Here is a 15,506-nt window from a genome sequence, read left to right as displayed (position 1 = left end):
TTTACCAAATGGTAAATAATGCTAGCGGATGTTTTTGCGGATGCGACTTAACGATTGCTGCGTAATGCCTAAGTAAGACGCGACATCGCTCAGGGGAACGCGTAAAGCTACGTCTGACTGGCGGGTTATAAATTTCTTGTAACGGGTAGTGGCGTCTTCACCCATATAGGCGTTCCTGAGTTGTATTTTATCCAGCAGCGTTTGTTGTGAAATACTCCCTATCAATTCTGCGAGCCAGGGCAGTTTCTTATACAGCGCCAGTAATTTGCTTTTGGAGAAAACAAGCAATTCGGTATCGCAGGCGGCCACAATACTTTCGTGTGCAGGCACATTCTTTAGAAAACTGTTGAGGATAGTACAGAACTGGTTTTCTTTCAGAAAGAACTGGGTAACGGAGTTCCCTTTTTCATTGGTGGTGGTGATCTTTAATACTCCCCGGGCAATAAAAAAGTACTCCCGGGCCTTATCCCCCGTATGCAGCAGCACTTCACCGGCTTTTACCTCCCTCGCCTGCAGGTGTTCCCTGATGAGCGCCTGTTCAGTATCAGCTACGCTTCTAAACAATTGTAGAAAACGAAGTAAAGGAAGTGCGGGATCGTTGTTCATGTAAAGGGATCAAAGGCCAAATGTAGCTATAAAAAAAGCCACTCCCGGCAGTATCGCCGGGAATGGCTTGTAATGACTTTTGAAGATGTTACCATCTGTTGTTACGGCCACCAGAGCTACGACCACCGCCACCACCGAATGAATTACGGTTGTCGCTTTTTGGTCTGGCTTCTGATACAGATAAAGATCTTCCTTCAACTGGTTTTCCTTCCAGTTCTTTGATAGCTTTTCTCGCTTCTTCATCTGAAGACATTTCCACAAAGCCGAAACCGCGAGATCTGCCGGTTTCTCTATCCATAATCACTTTAGCAGAACTAACCTGACCGTATTGAGAAAATAATTTTGCTAAGTCATCGTCATTTACCTGAAAACCCAGGTTTGAAACATACAAATTCATACGAAAAATTAAAATGTTGAAAATTTACGAGCCACAACAAAAAGTATAAAAAAGAATGCAAAGATCGTTTCAAATACTTGATACTGTTAGTCTCAATTGTTACTATTCTATTAAAGATAATCCAATAATTTCACCTGGCCAAGTAATACCTAATCCGGTCCATTATACATATTTGTAACAAACGGCATTGATATTCATACCAGCGCCTACAGATGCAAACAGGATTACATCGCCAGGATTCAAATGCTGGTCCTGGATCTTTTCTTTCCGCACCAGGTCGTACAAAGTGGGGATGGTGGCTACCGAACTGTTGCCTAACCATTGAATACACATGGGCATAATAAATTCAGGCACCTCTTCTACCCCATACAATCCGTACAATGCTTTCACTATGGCCTCATCCATTTTTTCATTGGCCTGGTGGATGAATATTTTTTTTATGTCTTTAATGGATACACCGCTTTGATCGATACATTGTTTCATTGCAGTGGGCACGTGCCTGATAGCATATTCATACACCTTCCGGCCCCTCATTTTTATAAAGCAGGTATTGGACCGGGTTTCAGGCGCATAGGAAGCTCCAAAATGAATAAAATTCACTTCGTCCATAGTGTCCGACCGGGTACAGGTACCCAATACACCACCTGAAACAGGGGCCTCTTTGCGCTCAATAATACAGGCCCCCGCGCCATCCGAAAAGATCATACTATCCCTGTCATGCACATCCACTACCCTGGATAAGGTTTCCGTACCAATCACCAGACAGGTTTTGGCCATACCAGCCTGTATAAATGAATATGCCTGAATTACGCCCTGCAGCCAGCCGGGGCAACCAAACAAAATATCATAAGGAACACAGAATGGATTACGGATTCCCAACAGGTTTTTAACCCGGGAAGCCAGTGAGGGAACGGTATCTGATTGTACGGAGTTGGGCTGAATATCTCCATAATTATGCGCTACAATGATCTGATCGATCTGTTCCTGATCGATGCCGGCATCAGCTATTGCTGCTTGTGCAGCCTGCGCTGCCATGTGCGAGGCGCTCATTTCATCGGGCGCATATCGTCTTTCCCTGATACCGGTGATTGCACGGAACTTTTCAATTACGTCCACCATCGGTACGTTGATGGGAAGGTTGTTTTCAGTGTAGAACTTCCCCGGAACGAAATCGCTATTTTTTTTAATAACAGGAGGAATATAACACCCGGTTCCGGTAATAAGAGCACTTGACATATTTACAAATACCTCCTTTTAAAGTATTGACAACTTTGTCATTTCTGAACCACTGAAGATCCGGGCAAGATTCATGTCTTTCGATTTGCTATAGCTTTCCAGGTTCGATTCGCCTACAATACGCCAGAAGTTTTTCGATTTCAGATCACTGTAATCACCTTTAGTAATAAAGATACCAACAACTGGTTTTCTCGTTTTAAAGCTTACTTTCACAGGGGTTTCATGAATAGCGTTCTTTTCGAGGAATTTTTCAATTTGTTCGGTGGTCATATTTAAAATATTTGAATGAAAAGTGTTGAATACACTTTTCATGCTTACGCTCTTACCTTCACAGATTTTGAATAAGAATTCAATCAAGATAGGTGCAGGATGGAAATATAAGTGATGCAAAGGTAACCATTATTTACGACAATGTAAAACCCGCACATATTGAGCTAACTCGCTCATTATGCGTTAATTATACGTATGTTTGCAATTTCTGTTAAAATTCATCCAATGAAAATGGACATCCGCCATTTAGTATTTGCCGCCACTATTTTACTCTTTTTATCTTCCTGTGCCCATAAAATAACCGAAACAGGCAGGGGTTCTTATTATGCCGACAAATTTGAAGGCCGCCCCACCGCCAGCGGTGAAAAATTCGACCAGCGTAAAATGACCGCGGCCCATCGCACGCTTCCTTTCGGTACAAAAGTAAAAGTAACCAACATAGCCAATGGCCGTTCTGTAACTGTTACTGTTAATGACCGCGGGCCTTTTGCCGCCGGCCGTATCATCGACGTTTCAAAAAAGGCAGCGAACAAACTGGGTATGGTCGATGCGGGTGTAGCGAATGTGAAGATCAGCTATAAGAAGGCTAAACGCTAAAGGCTTAAGGCTTAAGGCTGCTTCCCGCATTTTGAGCCTGCCTGCCAATTGTCATACACTCCTAAGGGCGCGAGTAGGCGTTAAGCCTTAAGCGTTCAGCGTATTACTGATTATAAATATTGATAGCCTTGTTTATATGGCCGGGAGCCGTAAACAGGTAAACCATGGCGCCAATCATAATTACCGGACCGGCAATTGCCAGCGCGGGTACCGGTTTTTTGGGCGGCAGGGCTGGTTGAGTTGGCAGGCGGCCAGCCTGCAGGTCCCGCAGCGATGGCGGTGGAGGTAAAGTATGCCCGCGATCCTGCCTAAACAATTGTACACCTCCTATCACAGTTAACAACAAACCGGTAGCACCAATTATACCACCCGTTACCAATGTTGACCGGGCGGCTTGTAATTGCCGCATACTGGCGGCATTGCCTGCCAGGGCATCTTTCAGGTTCTTATAATTCATTTCCCGCATATCACCATCAGGGCCTTTTCTGATAAAAAAGTCATTACCACGATGAAAGCCGGCAGTGTCGGAAAATGTAAACTCCCGGGAATAAACGAACAGGCGTGGTCCCCCCTTCTCAATACGATAGGTTTCCACCGGGCCTTTCATCCTGATGTAGTCACCGGTACTGTTTCTATACCGCGCCACCTCAGTCATGGGAATCTTTTTATTGTAATCGAGCAACAGGTAGTCGCCCTCCTTATCAGAGTACCTGACCCACAATTTTTTACTGTATAATACGGTGCTGTCTTTTAGTACCACGTACCAGGAAGTATCGCGGGTTTGCCGTGCAGTTAACTGGCTGTAGCCATAAGAGTCAGATGCAAGAAAAATAAAGAGTAAAATTAACTTATTCATGTGAGCAGGTTTAATGATAAAATAGTAAGTGCACTACTAAATTATCAGCAATTCCTGCATCAGGAATGTTAAAGCAAACCGGTCTTCCGGATATTAGGAAAGTTTTATGTTAAAGCGTCACAACCGCCTTTTCCGCCGCCCGCTTTTGCTGCACCAGCAACGCATGTAACACTTCTGTACTCAATCCATGCAACGTGAGCCGGAATGCGGCAGAAGTAGTAGGCAAAGGCACCATAGGATGTTTGTTGTTCAACGCTACCAGTTTCTCGGGGCAATCCAGGATAGTAGCAGCGTATAAACCAATCACTTCATCCAATTGCAGCGAGTTGGAAGCACGCCAGAAATCATTATCTGTTAAAAAAAACTGATATACCGGGGTGAAGATTTCGATGGCATTGGCCAGGTCAAGACAGTTGGTCCATTTGTCACGGAAAGGTGCAAAGGGAAAATTGTCATCAACGGTAATGGCGTTATAATTGGGTTGATCCACTTTTTGAATGGATACCCCTTTTTTAGCCATAGCATTATTCAGATTGATAATGAAATTGTACAAATTCAGGTCATGCTGCAGGAACAGGTTATCCTTCACTGCGTTCAGGTCCATGGGTTTTAACGGGTGCATGGGAATATCATCGATGTTCTGCACGTTGTCTTTTATAAACCGCAACACTTCTGAACCCAATACAAAATGGCGAAGAATCAGGTAATTGGCTTCCGGGGAAATAAAATATTTCATCCCGAAGTACAGGCTCCGGTGCAACATCTTCGGTGCATTGATCAAATTGGGCACGATGGCCTTGAAGATTTGCAATAACATAATGCCCAGCCTGGCAAACACCCGTACAAATGGATACAGGAACTGTTTGGTTTTGCGGCTGCTATCGTACAGGAAGGCCGCTTTGGCATCGGGACTGAACGGAATGCTTTTATCGAGGAACAGGGCATGCCAGTGACTCGGGTCCCTGGGATTGTTTTCCAGTTGCTCAAAGTATTCGCGTTTATGTAGCATAGAAATTGGTTTTAATAATTGCCCAGTTCCTGCAACTGCATGGCATACAGGCGGGCGGTTATTTTTGCTGTTTTAACAATCCTGGCGGCTATGGCTTCCTGTAACAGGTCAGACTGGATGGCCTTTTCAAAACGTTCAAAATGGTTATCGTTGGCGTCGCTTGTTTCGTGATAAATAAAGAACGAAACCTGGTCATCCTGTAATTGCAATTGTTCCTGAATGGCGCGGCCCCATTTACCAGCCAGCCTGTTGCCCAAACCTTCTACTATAAACATCCCCCCAAGCAGATCAAACGGGTTGGGCTGACTCGCCTTATGAAACATAAAGGCGCTCAAAGCTTCACTGCCGATATTCTTTTCGCCCTGGCGTAGTTCTTCATAAGTACCGCCACAGGCAAGATAATTCTTTTCCAGGATCTGGTAGTCGCGGTGCTCATCGCGCGAATGCGTGATAAAAGCAGAGCGGATATCAAAATATTCAATCGTAATATTAGAGGCAGCGCGGGCAATCCATTGAGAACCGTCAATAACCTGTTGCCGCAGGTTCACCAGTAATAATTTGTAATCTTCCATACTAAGCGAACCGTTGTAGATCTTTTGTACAACAGGCACCTGGCGCAACGATGATTCAAAATCAACCCAAACAGAAGTGAGTTGTCTTACCAGCCATTCCTGTACCGGCATGCCGTTGGTACGAATCACCGGCGCTTCGATAGCATCATCGGCATGAATGGAAAGCGCAGGAGCAGCCGATGCGGGCGCTACAACGGTTAACTGCATAAAAGAAGTAATGAAACGGCCACTCTCCGGCACCATGCACAGGAGTTTTTGTCCGGCCTTTAGCTTGCCTGAATACAACAATTCTTCCAGCATCAGGAAAATAGAAGCGGCGCCCGTGTTGCCTCTTGTATGCAGGTTGGTAAACCATTTTTCGGGCGGAATGTTACAGCCGCCTTTTTGCATCAGGTCAACGATCTGTGGCCGGAAGTATTCAGAAGAATAGTGACACAGCAACCAATCCAGCTGATTGGGGTTGATGCGTCCTTCATCGATTAAATTAAAGAAGTGCTGAACACCCAGGTGTACAATGTTGTGAACTATTTTCAAGTCCTGTTTCAGGTTGATGGCTGCATCATTATCGGCCTCGCTGAAAGAATTATAATCTATCCAGCTATCTTTCCCATTATTTTTATTCTTTCCCGCGTACATGCACACATCGTACAAATGCGCATGCGAGCGCAGATCTATCCAATCAATTTGTAAACTAAATTGGTTACGCGCAGGCTGGTTTTCCAACAACAACGCCCCTGCCCCGTCAGACAACATCCAGCGAAGGAAATCTGTTTCCAGGTCCAGCTGGTTCTTTTCCTTAACCATTGCCTGGTGCTCAAAACGCTGCGCTTTGAACATGCGGCTGGGCAATTCACCGGCACAGGCGATTGCTTTATCTGCCTCGCCGGTCCTCATATGCAGCCAGGCATTTTTAATAGCCATCATCCCCGCCGCACATACGCTTTGATGACTGGCAATTTCACACTGCTCCAGTTGCGCATCGGCGTGCACCATACTGGCAAACCCAGGCACGGGCAGATCGCCCTGCGTGGTTGCAGCCGATAAAAATTCAATCTCTTTCTTTGCAACGCCAGCCTTTTGTAAACAATTTTGAATGGCCGCAGCCGTCATGCCACTTACGGTATGGGTAGTTTGCTGATTTTTATCGATGGCGTAGTGGCGGGAGGTTATTCCATTCTGTTTGAGCATTCTTTGTTTGGTGCGGGAAGGTTTGCCAAACAGGTAGCCAAGGTATTCTTCAACTTCATCATTTGAAACCGGCGCGCCGGGCAAATAGGCGCCGGCAGCCGTAATGTAAACGGGATTTAGGGAACTCATATTTCAAAATTAGTTTATTGCCGCTGCAAATGAAGCGTTCATACAGCAGCAAGGTATAATATACCCATATAAGTCGCTAAAATCCGGGAGTGTAACTTAAATAAATGTTAAGGAGATGCTGGATCGTTACAGAAAAAAGCGTTTAGACATACTTATTATTGTAATGTACAATATTGACGCATTTTCTCCCTTCGATTGTCGCATTTAACCATGATTGGGCGTGTATAGTGTCGACTTGTATCATAACCGCACACTCCCTTCTCAAAACCGTACATTTTCCAAAGCCCCAACTCCCTTAATTGCCTGATTATGATTAATATACTAAATTGGCTTGTTATGCGCTTCCTTTGAAGAAAGCATGCTATTATGCTAAAAAATTACTTCATAACTGCCTGGCGGAACCTGAGAAGACATTCCATTTTTTCCTTTATTAATATCTCAGGCCTGGCATTGAGTTTTACCGCGGTATGGCTGATAGCGCTTTTTGTGGCGCATGAATTGAGCTACGATCGGTATCACCAAAAAGCCAATCGCATCTACCGGGTAGTCTCTCACGGGAAATGGGGTACGGAGAAGTTTGATATCACGGGAACTTCCGGCTATACCGCTGCGGCCATGAAAAAAGATTTTCCCGAAGTAGAAGATGCCGTTCGTATTCATGCCGAAGGTGGTGGCATTCTTACCTATGAAGAAAAAATCATTAAAGAAGATGCGATCTTTTTTTCAGACCCTTCCTTCTTTACCATTTTTACCTGGCATTTTCTGGCAGGCAATACGCATGCGTTGGAAAAACCTAACAGCATTGTGCTTACCAAATCACTTGCGGCCAAACTGGTACCGGATCCTGTATCGGCACTGAACAAAACAGTGAAAATGGATAACACCCTGTACACTGTTACGGGTGTTATCGATGATGTGCCTGATAACTCCCACTTTAGTTTCAAGGCTGTACGTTCCTTTCCTCCCGATTTTATTTCCGATTGGGGCAGGCAGGAACACTATACCTATATTCTCCTGAAACAACATGCAGACGTTAACCGGCTTCGCGCCAAGCTGCCGGTTTTTGTGATAAAATATCTTACTATCAATGCGGTTAATATCCATTTCTCCTTAGAACTGCAACCCCTGACGTCTATTCATTTGCAATCGCACCTGGCATACGAATTGGGCTACAACCACGATATAAAATACACCTATGTGATCTCGATCGTAGGATTATTGGTGCTTCTTATCGCCCTCATCAATTATATCAATATCACAACTGCCCGCGCCTCCATCCGATTGCGGGAAGTAGCTGTGAGAAAGATCATCGGTTCAAACGGAAAAAACCTGATCGGACTGTTTTTAACAGAATCGTTTCTTACCATCTTTTGTGCGGCCACCATCAGCCTGGTGTTGGTAATGCTAACCATGCCGTTGTTCAATTATGTTACCGGCAAACAATTATCCATCTGGCAATTCGGCATAACGCCTACAGCGTCATGTATACTCACATTTTGTGGTATCACGGGTTTTATTGGCGGCTGGTACCCGGCGTTCTTTCTGTCGAAGTTTAAAACAATCCCGGCGTTGAAAAATCAGTTGGGTGATGTAAAGGGACAAACCATCTTCCGCAAATCACTCGTGCTTTTTCAATTTGCCATAACGGTAGTGATGATCACTACCTCGCTGATCATTTATTTGCAGTTGAGTTTTATGTTGAATACCGATCTTGGGTTCAATAAAAAACAACTCCTAACCTTTCACCTGGATTCAAGAGCCGTGCGCACCCGGGTAGAAGCGCTTCGTACCGAACTGTTACAAAACCCAATGGTGAAGGCTGTTGCCTCGGCAAGCAATCCGATAGGCAACAATGATATCGGCATGACGGATTACAGCGTTGAAAAGAATGGCGTATTTGACCAACGTAGTAACCTGGCATATATAATGAATATCGATCCTGATTTCATTCCGGCTATGCAGATCAAATTACTGGAAGGACGTAATTTCTCGAAACAGCTGGCATCCGACTCCCAGGCTGTAATGGTGAACGAAGCCTTTGTTAAAAAACAGGGCTGGACCTCTGCTATGGGTAAAAGAGTTTCAAGGGGCAAAGATTCAACGGGCAAATTATTTACTGCCAATATCGTTGGGGTGGTAAAGGATTTTCATATTTATTCCCTGCAGCATGAAATAGGCCCCATGGTAATTGAATTGCCCCACCAGGTGTATGACCAGGATAATGTATATGTTAGAATCGATGAACGTAATACTGCCCAAACCATAAAATATATCGAGAACACTTTTAGAAAATTCGACGCCGCCTCGCCTTTTGAATATCATTTCCTCGACAAAAACTTTGCTGCGCAATATGAGGCTGAACAAAAACAGGGAAAGATACTGTTAGGATTTACCATTCTTGCCATCGTTATTTCCTGTTTGGGTTTATTTGGATTAATCACTTTTACGGTAGGAAAACGGGTGAAAGAGATCGGGATCCGAAAAGTATTAGGAGCAAGTGTTCAAAACACGGTGCTGCTGCTCACCAAAAGTTTGTTACAGGTGGTACTCATTTCCCTGCTATTGGCAGTACCGGTTTCCTGGCTGATCTCGAGTAAATGGCTCGAAGATTTCGCTTACCGCATTCAATTGCAATGGTGGATGTTTACCCTGGCAGGAATTATTTCTCTCATCATTGCATTTGCTACCTTAAGCGTGCAGGCAATAAAAGCAGCGATGGCCAATCCCGTGAAGAGTTTAAGAATGGAATAAAAAATGGCCCTCCCGGCCTGTCGGGAGGGCTCATCACATTTATACTTCCTGCGTTTTAATATAATGGTCAGTGGCGTCTTTTATAAAAAGCGCCAGTTCCATGCTGGGCAGTCCATTTACAGGGGTATAACGATTGTCCGCCACATACAGTTCACCCAGTTTTCTGAAATACTCCAGTTTGCCCATTTCAATTTTTCCACCGGTTAACCGAAGAATGATCTGGTACCGCCGGGCAATACATTCCTGTACTTCCCTGCTGGTGAGGTCGCCATTCATGAGCGCGGCCAACCGGTTCGTCAACTCATTCAACTCTGTTTTCATTGCTTCCATTTCTTCTTTACTGAAACTTCGCAAAGAGTCTTCCACCTCCAAAACGGCTTGCTTACCCCATTTTGTCATGGCTTCGGTTCTGTAAGCTTCCATCTTTTCGCGTGGAATGCCTTCGTATAAATCTTCAACCCGTAACATAGTGTTGTTTTTTAGTGTTACCAATGTTTTTTCAATGGTACCAACCAATGTGTTTATTCTTTCCTTCCGGGCCAACAGCGCTTTTTTGTGAGCTTCCAATGCCTGCACCAGGTCAAATGCAGGATCATCCAGAATGGTTTGGATGTCTTTCAATGGAAAATCGAGTTCCCGATAAAAAAGGATCTGCTGTAAACGCAACAGTTCATTTTCGCCGTACAGCCTGTACCCGGCCGCAGTACGTACAGAAGGTTTTAATAAGCCCATTTTGTCATACAGGTGTAAGGTGCGCACGCTAACACCTGCCAGACCCGAAAGCTTTTTTACAGAATAGTTGTCCATCGTTTGGATTTTATACCTCCGGACAAATATATGCTATGACGTAAGGTAAGAGTCAAGAGAAAGTTTCGCTTTTTTAGCGGTTCCTGCAAATAAATGGTCCGCTATTATAATTACTGATGAAAATTCATCAATGAACCGATATTTTCTCATGAGAAATGAATCGATTCTCATGAGAAAAATGTTCCCGCGTAAAAGAAATTGATCTTTTCTCATACGAAATGAGTCATTTCTCATTGAAATTGTAAAATTTCGCATTAGAAATTATGTTTTTCTCATGCGAAAAATATTTTTTCTCATGAGAATACAACATTTTCCCAGGTGCGAACATCAATTTCTCATGAGAAAAACACTTTTTCTTTAATGAACTACCAAATTTCCCATGAGAAAAATGTCATTTCCCGTAGGAAATGATTCCTTGCACATGAGAAATTACTTTCTATTAAAGATTATTCCGTATACAGTTATCATATATTTGTATATAACAACAAAACATACACGGTGAACCGGTTTATTATGTATCAGATACAAATAAATCGTGCAAGGTTAAAAGGATCGATAGTAGCAATCGAGCACAATTAATTAATTCTTAAAACCTTCGCAGTATGAATTACAAGATCCTGGGTAACCGCAGGAAAGTTCGCCAGAATGAACTGGCTGTCCTTAGCAGGTGTGTGGTAGATAAAATGGAAAACAACCCGGTTTTTCCCGATCCGCCTGCAGCCCTCGCCCAACTAAAAAAAATAATCCCTGAGTATCAGCTCTCTCTTGCCCATGCCACCGGGCGGGATAAGGAAATGGTGGCTGTAAAAGATAACAACAAGGATATTATACACAATCTGTTAGATGAACTAGCCGCCTATGTAACCGAGATCTGCAAAGGCGACAGGTCCTTATTATTGAGCAGTGGATTCGACATAACCGAAGAAGGCGCCGCAGGTTCGCCACCGAGCATTAAGAAACTGGAGGTTATCCTGGGTGAACCGGGCGAAGTAACTATCCGTATTAAAAATGCTACCGGAGCTGTAGCTTTTATATTTGAATATACAACCGAACCACCCGGCCCTAATACGATCTGGAAAAGCATAGGAAGCTCACTGCGCTCCTATACTATAAAAGGGCTTACCTCCGACAAGCGGTACTGGTTCCGCGGAATTGCCATTGGCCGTGGTGAATTGCTGGCTTACTCGCCAGTGGTTACGAGGGTGATACAGTAAATATTACACAATCAATAAAATGCCCTGGCCTGAAGTCGGGGCATTGGTTTATAAGCTATATTTCAATACTATACGATAAATAAAGCATCTATTAAAACCAACAAGTCTCTCCGGGTTTTCATTTACAGGTAAATTTATTTGAACAGCGTTTACAATAAACGTTACACTTAATCGTATTTAAAGGCAGTTAAACCCCTAACCATGAAGCCCCTTTCAACGATTGTACAAGCCATTACTGGTTGCCTACTCATTATTTCCTGTAACCATACCCCCAGAGCCAGGACAGTTCAGGTTCAATCTTCTGCAAACGAATCGGTAAAAGACTATCCTTCTCATCCCAAAACAGCGGAAGAATTACGTCAGGAATTAGCAGAAACAGAAGCTGCAGATCCTGCTGGCATGCTATTGATTTCGGGAACTATGCAGGAGAACAAAATATTAATTCAGAAACCCGACCTCTTCCATCATTCCAAATATGCTACTGATGGTTATATGATAAGTGGGATTATTAGAAATAAAGCCTCTATTGCTCCATTTAAAGATGCTATTGTAAGGGTTACTTTTTATACTGAAACCCGAACTGAATTAGACCATAAAGATTACCCTGTATATAAATACGTTCTTGCTCAACAGGTTACGCCTTTTGAGTTAAAAGTGTATCCGCCGGAGAGTACGAAGGATTTTAATATGGAGGTTGTAAGTGCGACGGCTATTAGAAATTAGCTAACAAGTGGAACATTTTGTAGGGATTTAAAAGCCGGAGATAAAATCGTCATTAATAAAGTTTTCTTTTTCATTGTTAATTTGGACATAAGTTTGCTTTACTTTTTCGACATCAATTAATATATATAAGCTCAGCAATAATTCATTTAGAACCTTAAAATTTTTAGGGGTATTTAGAAAATGGGCAGGATCGTCATTATCTAGTAAAAATAACTCACCTTGCTTCATATTAAAATCCTTTGGTAAGCCGTTTACAAGAATATTATCCCCAGGCCAGATTTGGTTTCTAGAATCAACCAACTTATCATTCACAACACATAATAGATGCTTTATACTAAATGCAAAGATCCCTAAATTTGATAGAACAACATAGTTAAATGGTAAATAAATTTCCTGAACTTCACCCCATTCTTTATAAAGCTTCTTTTTATTTTTTTCAACTAAATTATTGGCTCCATAAATCAAAGCCATTTTTTGTGTACCCAAAAGCCCCTTTCTAATATCAAGTTCTATACTACTAATTTTTCCAGCTTTTTTTAAATTATGGAATGCATTTTCTGTGTTATTTATAGTCTCTTTACAAAACGAATAAATAATGCTCGATCGAAAGCTTTTATAATCTATCTCATAACAAAGCCTAAGAATAGATTCATAAGAATAGGCTTGAGCACTTTTATACAGAGCCATTAATATTTTCTGCTGATTCTCCTTGCTGTCCCTGCAAATGTATTCTGCAGCAAAATATTGCTGAATAGATTTATGAGCCCAACGTACCATCAATCCATCTCTAACAAAAAGCGGGACTGCTTTTATTAAATCATTTAAAAATAAATATGAATCAAACAATATGGCAAATTCCTTTTTTACTATATTAACTATTTGCAATAATTGTGCTTCGTTAAACTGAATGCCATCTTGGATACACCTGAAACCAATACCTCGTAATATTTGAAAAAATTCAGATAGGCTTAACTTAGATTCCTTCTCCCTAATAAAACTCCCACCCTTTGATAGATCATGTGCCTGAAATAAGGCTTCGAATACCTCATAAAAAAATTCCTGCTTTTTAAATGGTATTGATTCTCGAAATTCAAACTTTTTAAATAGTAACGATACCAATAATGGGTTACTTAAAAACTCGTGCATTTCTTGCAACCCTTTTTGTTCTATTTGCTCAATAAGACGTAATGATCTTTCCCCATAATTGTCTAATTTTTTGATTAATTCAAATGCATCTTCTTTATTCAATTTTTGAATTCCAAATTCCTGAAATTCTGAAAATGCCAAAAGTGCCTTTTCCGGTCTTGAAGAAATAGCGAAATAAGAATTTGTACATTTAGAAATAAAATTTTGCAAGTCCTTTGTCACGAATTCTCGGTTCTCAAATTTTATTTCATCATACCCATCAAAGAAAAAAACAAAACCTTTTTGAGACAATATTTTTGCGGTAGCTTTTCTTTCAATAACGAAATCAAGCGGATTAAGTTTATTCGTAATTTCATCTAAAAGATCATTATCCTTATTGAGATTTCTCAATTCTATATATACAGGAATACCTTTGTTTGTTTTTATGCAACTCAGGAACAACCATTTAAAAATCGTCGACTTTCCCATTCCGCCATCATCTAGCACTATTACTTTTTTATACTTGGGGATGAAATCACTTTTATATTCATCCAATAATAAAACCTCTTTTAACTTTCCCGATCCACCAAGAATCTTTTTGATCACCTTCAATGGATAATAGAAATCTTCCAGTTTTTTCTGCTGATTTCCAAAAACAAGGGTCTTAGCGGTTGAATAATTGTTGAAACTTTCTGTCAGGTATTCCCTAAAACGGTTTGTGTAATCAGGCTTATCAAGATCCTGTATATCGAGTTTATTCAAAATTGGCTTTAAATACTTATTTATGATGGTCTCCATTAATGAGTTGTCTGTTACACTTTGTATCTTAAAAAGATACTCATAGAGATATGCAAACTCGCTTAATTTATATTCAATGTCTTGGGGAATAATTTTCCTAATTTTTATTTTACCAAGAACATTTTTTACTGCACTTCCCTTTTTGCTGTATATCCAGCCTTTAAACTTGGCTGGATATTTCTTCACTATTTCTTTGAACCATTGTTCCAATTGCGGTTCATTACATAAATATGTTCCAAAATCATTAAAATGGCCAATAGTTGCGCCACTAAAACCAGTCGACACAGCGAAATAATAGGTAAAGTCATCCAGATCACCAATCAATGAATCATCGTTCAAATAATTCATGACAAACTTTAATATTTCAGCACCCACATCACGGCTGGATAAATTGTTCTTATACTTTTTACATTGAACAACTCCTGTTATAGCTCCATTTCTCGAAAACATAATATCCCGCCCCTGTTCACCCACGCCCTGCATAAGGCTCACCGTATCACACATGGTTACAATTTCCTCGTCTTTTCTCAAAAGCCGTTCCCTATAAATATGATATAGAAGAATCTCGAAGCTCCGATCCGTCAGTTCATTTAATGGCAATGGTAATCCCTCATAAATGGCAGGTTTATGCGTCTTTTTAAGCTCTTCCTCTATTTTCTGCAGAGAGATAACGTCCATACGTATGTTTTGCATTAAATTACTGAATTTAAAAAGAAATCACAACAGAATCACTTGATTTTCATCAATTAATATCTCACCTTTACAGCCAAACTATCCCAACCAATGAACAAAACCTCATTCTTAATCCTCCGCTTAGGAGTGGCTACCAGTATGTTTGGCCATGGCCTTGTACGTTTGCTTAAATTAAACGGCTTTAGCCACTGGATGGTAGGCAGCTTTCAAAAGTCATTTTTGCCCGCGGCAATTGTAGTGCCGTTCAGCTATGCTTTACCTATTGCAGAATTTGTGATAGGAGTATTGTTATTGATCGGACTGTTTACCAGGCTGGCACTGATTGCCGGCGCTGGAGCCATGATCCTGCTGATCTTTGGTACTACCACGATCGAAAACTGGGACGCTATACCCACGCAACTGTTACACCTTATATTCTTCGCGGTATTACTGCAATTTATTCAAAGCAATACGTGGGCGTTGGATAAACAACTTCAGAAGAAATAATAAAAAAGCTGCTACCGGTGTTTATAAACATCAGTAGCAGCTTCGTTAT

General features: G+C 41.7%; 14 protein-coding genes. 5 read left to right on the top strand and 9 right to left on the bottom strand.

Annotation, left to right across the window (positions count from 1 at the left end; genetic code table 11):
• Positions 1-21: 21 nt before the first annotated feature.
• The 4 genes from NIAKO_RS07135 to NIAKO_RS07120 form a co-directional block, all read right to left on the bottom strand.
• Entirely contained in the window at positions 22-606 is a 585-nt protein-coding gene (locus NIAKO_RS07135; RefSeq protein WP_014217738.1) for a Crp/Fnr family transcriptional regulator, read from the bottom strand.
• Between the two features lie 88 nt (positions 607-694).
• Positions 695-1,003, bottom strand: coding sequence for an RNA recognition motif domain-containing protein (locus NIAKO_RS07130; RefSeq protein WP_014217737.1), 309 nt, complete (start codon positions 1,001-1,003; stop codon positions 695-697).
• 162 nt (positions 1,004-1,165) lie between these two features.
• Positions 1,166-2,239, bottom strand: coding sequence for a 3-oxoacyl-ACP synthase III family protein (locus NIAKO_RS07125; protein ID WP_014217736.1), 1,074 nt, complete (start codon positions 2,237-2,239; stop codon positions 1,166-1,168).
• Positions 2,240-2,257: 18 nt separating this feature from the next.
• On the bottom strand, positions 2,258-2,509 hold the full coding sequence (locus NIAKO_RS07120; protein ID WP_014217735.1) for a hypothetical protein: 252 nt from the start codon (positions 2,507-2,509) through the stop codon (positions 2,258-2,260).
• 225 nt (positions 2,510-2,734) lie between these two features.
• Between NIAKO_RS07120 and NIAKO_RS07115 the strand changes: the two genes are divergently transcribed.
• Positions 2,735-3,106, top strand: coding sequence for a septal ring lytic transglycosylase RlpA family protein (locus tag NIAKO_RS07115; protein WP_014217734.1), 372 nt, complete (start codon positions 2,735-2,737; stop codon positions 3,104-3,106).
• Between the two features lie 103 nt (positions 3,107-3,209).
• Here the strand turns inward: NIAKO_RS07115 and NIAKO_RS07110 are convergent, their stop codons facing one another.
• The 3 genes from NIAKO_RS07110 to NIAKO_RS07100 form a co-directional block, all read right to left on the bottom strand.
• Complete coding sequence (locus NIAKO_RS07110; protein ID WP_014217733.1) at positions 3,210-3,962, bottom strand: hypothetical protein; 753 nt, start codon at positions 3,960-3,962, stop codon at positions 3,210-3,212.
• Between the two features lie 109 nt (positions 3,963-4,071).
• Positions 4,072-4,971, bottom strand: a complete 900-nt coding sequence (locus tag NIAKO_RS07105) for a DUF6999 family protein (protein WP_014217732.1) — start codon at positions 4,969-4,971, stop codon at positions 4,072-4,074.
• Between the two features lie 11 nt (positions 4,972-4,982).
• On the bottom strand, positions 4,983-6,860 hold the full coding sequence (locus NIAKO_RS07100) for a beta-ketoacyl-ACP synthase III (protein ID WP_014217731.1): 1,878 nt from the start codon (positions 6,858-6,860) through the stop codon (positions 4,983-4,985).
• Between the two features lie 366 nt (positions 6,861-7,226).
• Between NIAKO_RS07100 and NIAKO_RS07095 the strand changes: the two genes are divergently transcribed.
• Entirely contained in the window at positions 7,227-9,611 is a 2,385-nt protein-coding gene (locus tag NIAKO_RS07095) for an ABC transporter permease (protein ID WP_014217730.1), read from the top strand.
• A 39-nt stretch (positions 9,612-9,650) separates the two neighbouring features.
• Here NIAKO_RS07095 and NIAKO_RS07090 read toward each other — a convergent pair whose 3' ends face one another.
• Positions 9,651-10,418 carry a MerR family transcriptional regulator gene (locus NIAKO_RS07090; RefSeq protein ID WP_014217729.1) on the bottom strand — a complete coding sequence of 256 codons (768 nt, stop codon included), beginning with the start codon at positions 10,416-10,418 and terminating at the stop codon, positions 9,651-9,653.
• A gap of 602 nt (positions 10,419-11,020) precedes the next feature.
• On the opposite strand from NIAKO_RS07090, the gene NIAKO_RS07080 reads away from it, so the two are divergent.
• Complete coding sequence (locus tag NIAKO_RS07080; protein ID WP_014217727.1) at positions 11,021-11,632, top strand: fibronectin type III domain-containing protein; 612 nt, start codon at positions 11,021-11,023, stop codon at positions 11,630-11,632.
• A 201-nt stretch (positions 11,633-11,833) separates the two neighbouring features.
• Positions 11,834-12,355, top strand: coding sequence for a hypothetical protein (locus tag NIAKO_RS07075; protein ID WP_014217726.1), 522 nt, complete (start codon positions 11,834-11,836; stop codon positions 12,353-12,355).
• Positions 12,356-12,382: 27 nt separating this feature from the next.
• Here NIAKO_RS07075 and NIAKO_RS36470 read toward each other — a convergent pair whose 3' ends face one another.
• The gene (locus NIAKO_RS36470) at positions 12,383-14,956 is read right to left on the bottom strand and encodes an NACHT domain-containing protein (protein WP_081196017.1); all 2,574 of its coding nucleotides are present in this window, start codon (positions 14,954-14,956) and stop codon (positions 12,383-12,385) included.
• 105 nt (positions 14,957-15,061) lie between these two features.
• Here NIAKO_RS36470 and NIAKO_RS07065 point away from each other — a divergent pair, with 105 nt between their 5' ends.
• Positions 15,062-15,457, top strand: coding sequence for a DoxX family protein (locus NIAKO_RS07065; RefSeq protein WP_014217724.1), 396 nt, complete (start codon positions 15,062-15,064; stop codon positions 15,455-15,457).
• The last annotated feature ends 49 nt before the right edge of the window (positions 15,458-15,506 follow it).

The organism is Niastella koreensis GR20-10 (assembly GCF_000246855.1).
Lineage (GTDB): Bacteria > Bacteroidota > Bacteroidia > Chitinophagales > Chitinophagaceae > Niastella > Niastella koreensis.
The sequence above is the reverse complement of the archived record's forward strand: the minus strand, read 5'-3'. Positions and strand labels throughout refer to the sequence as shown.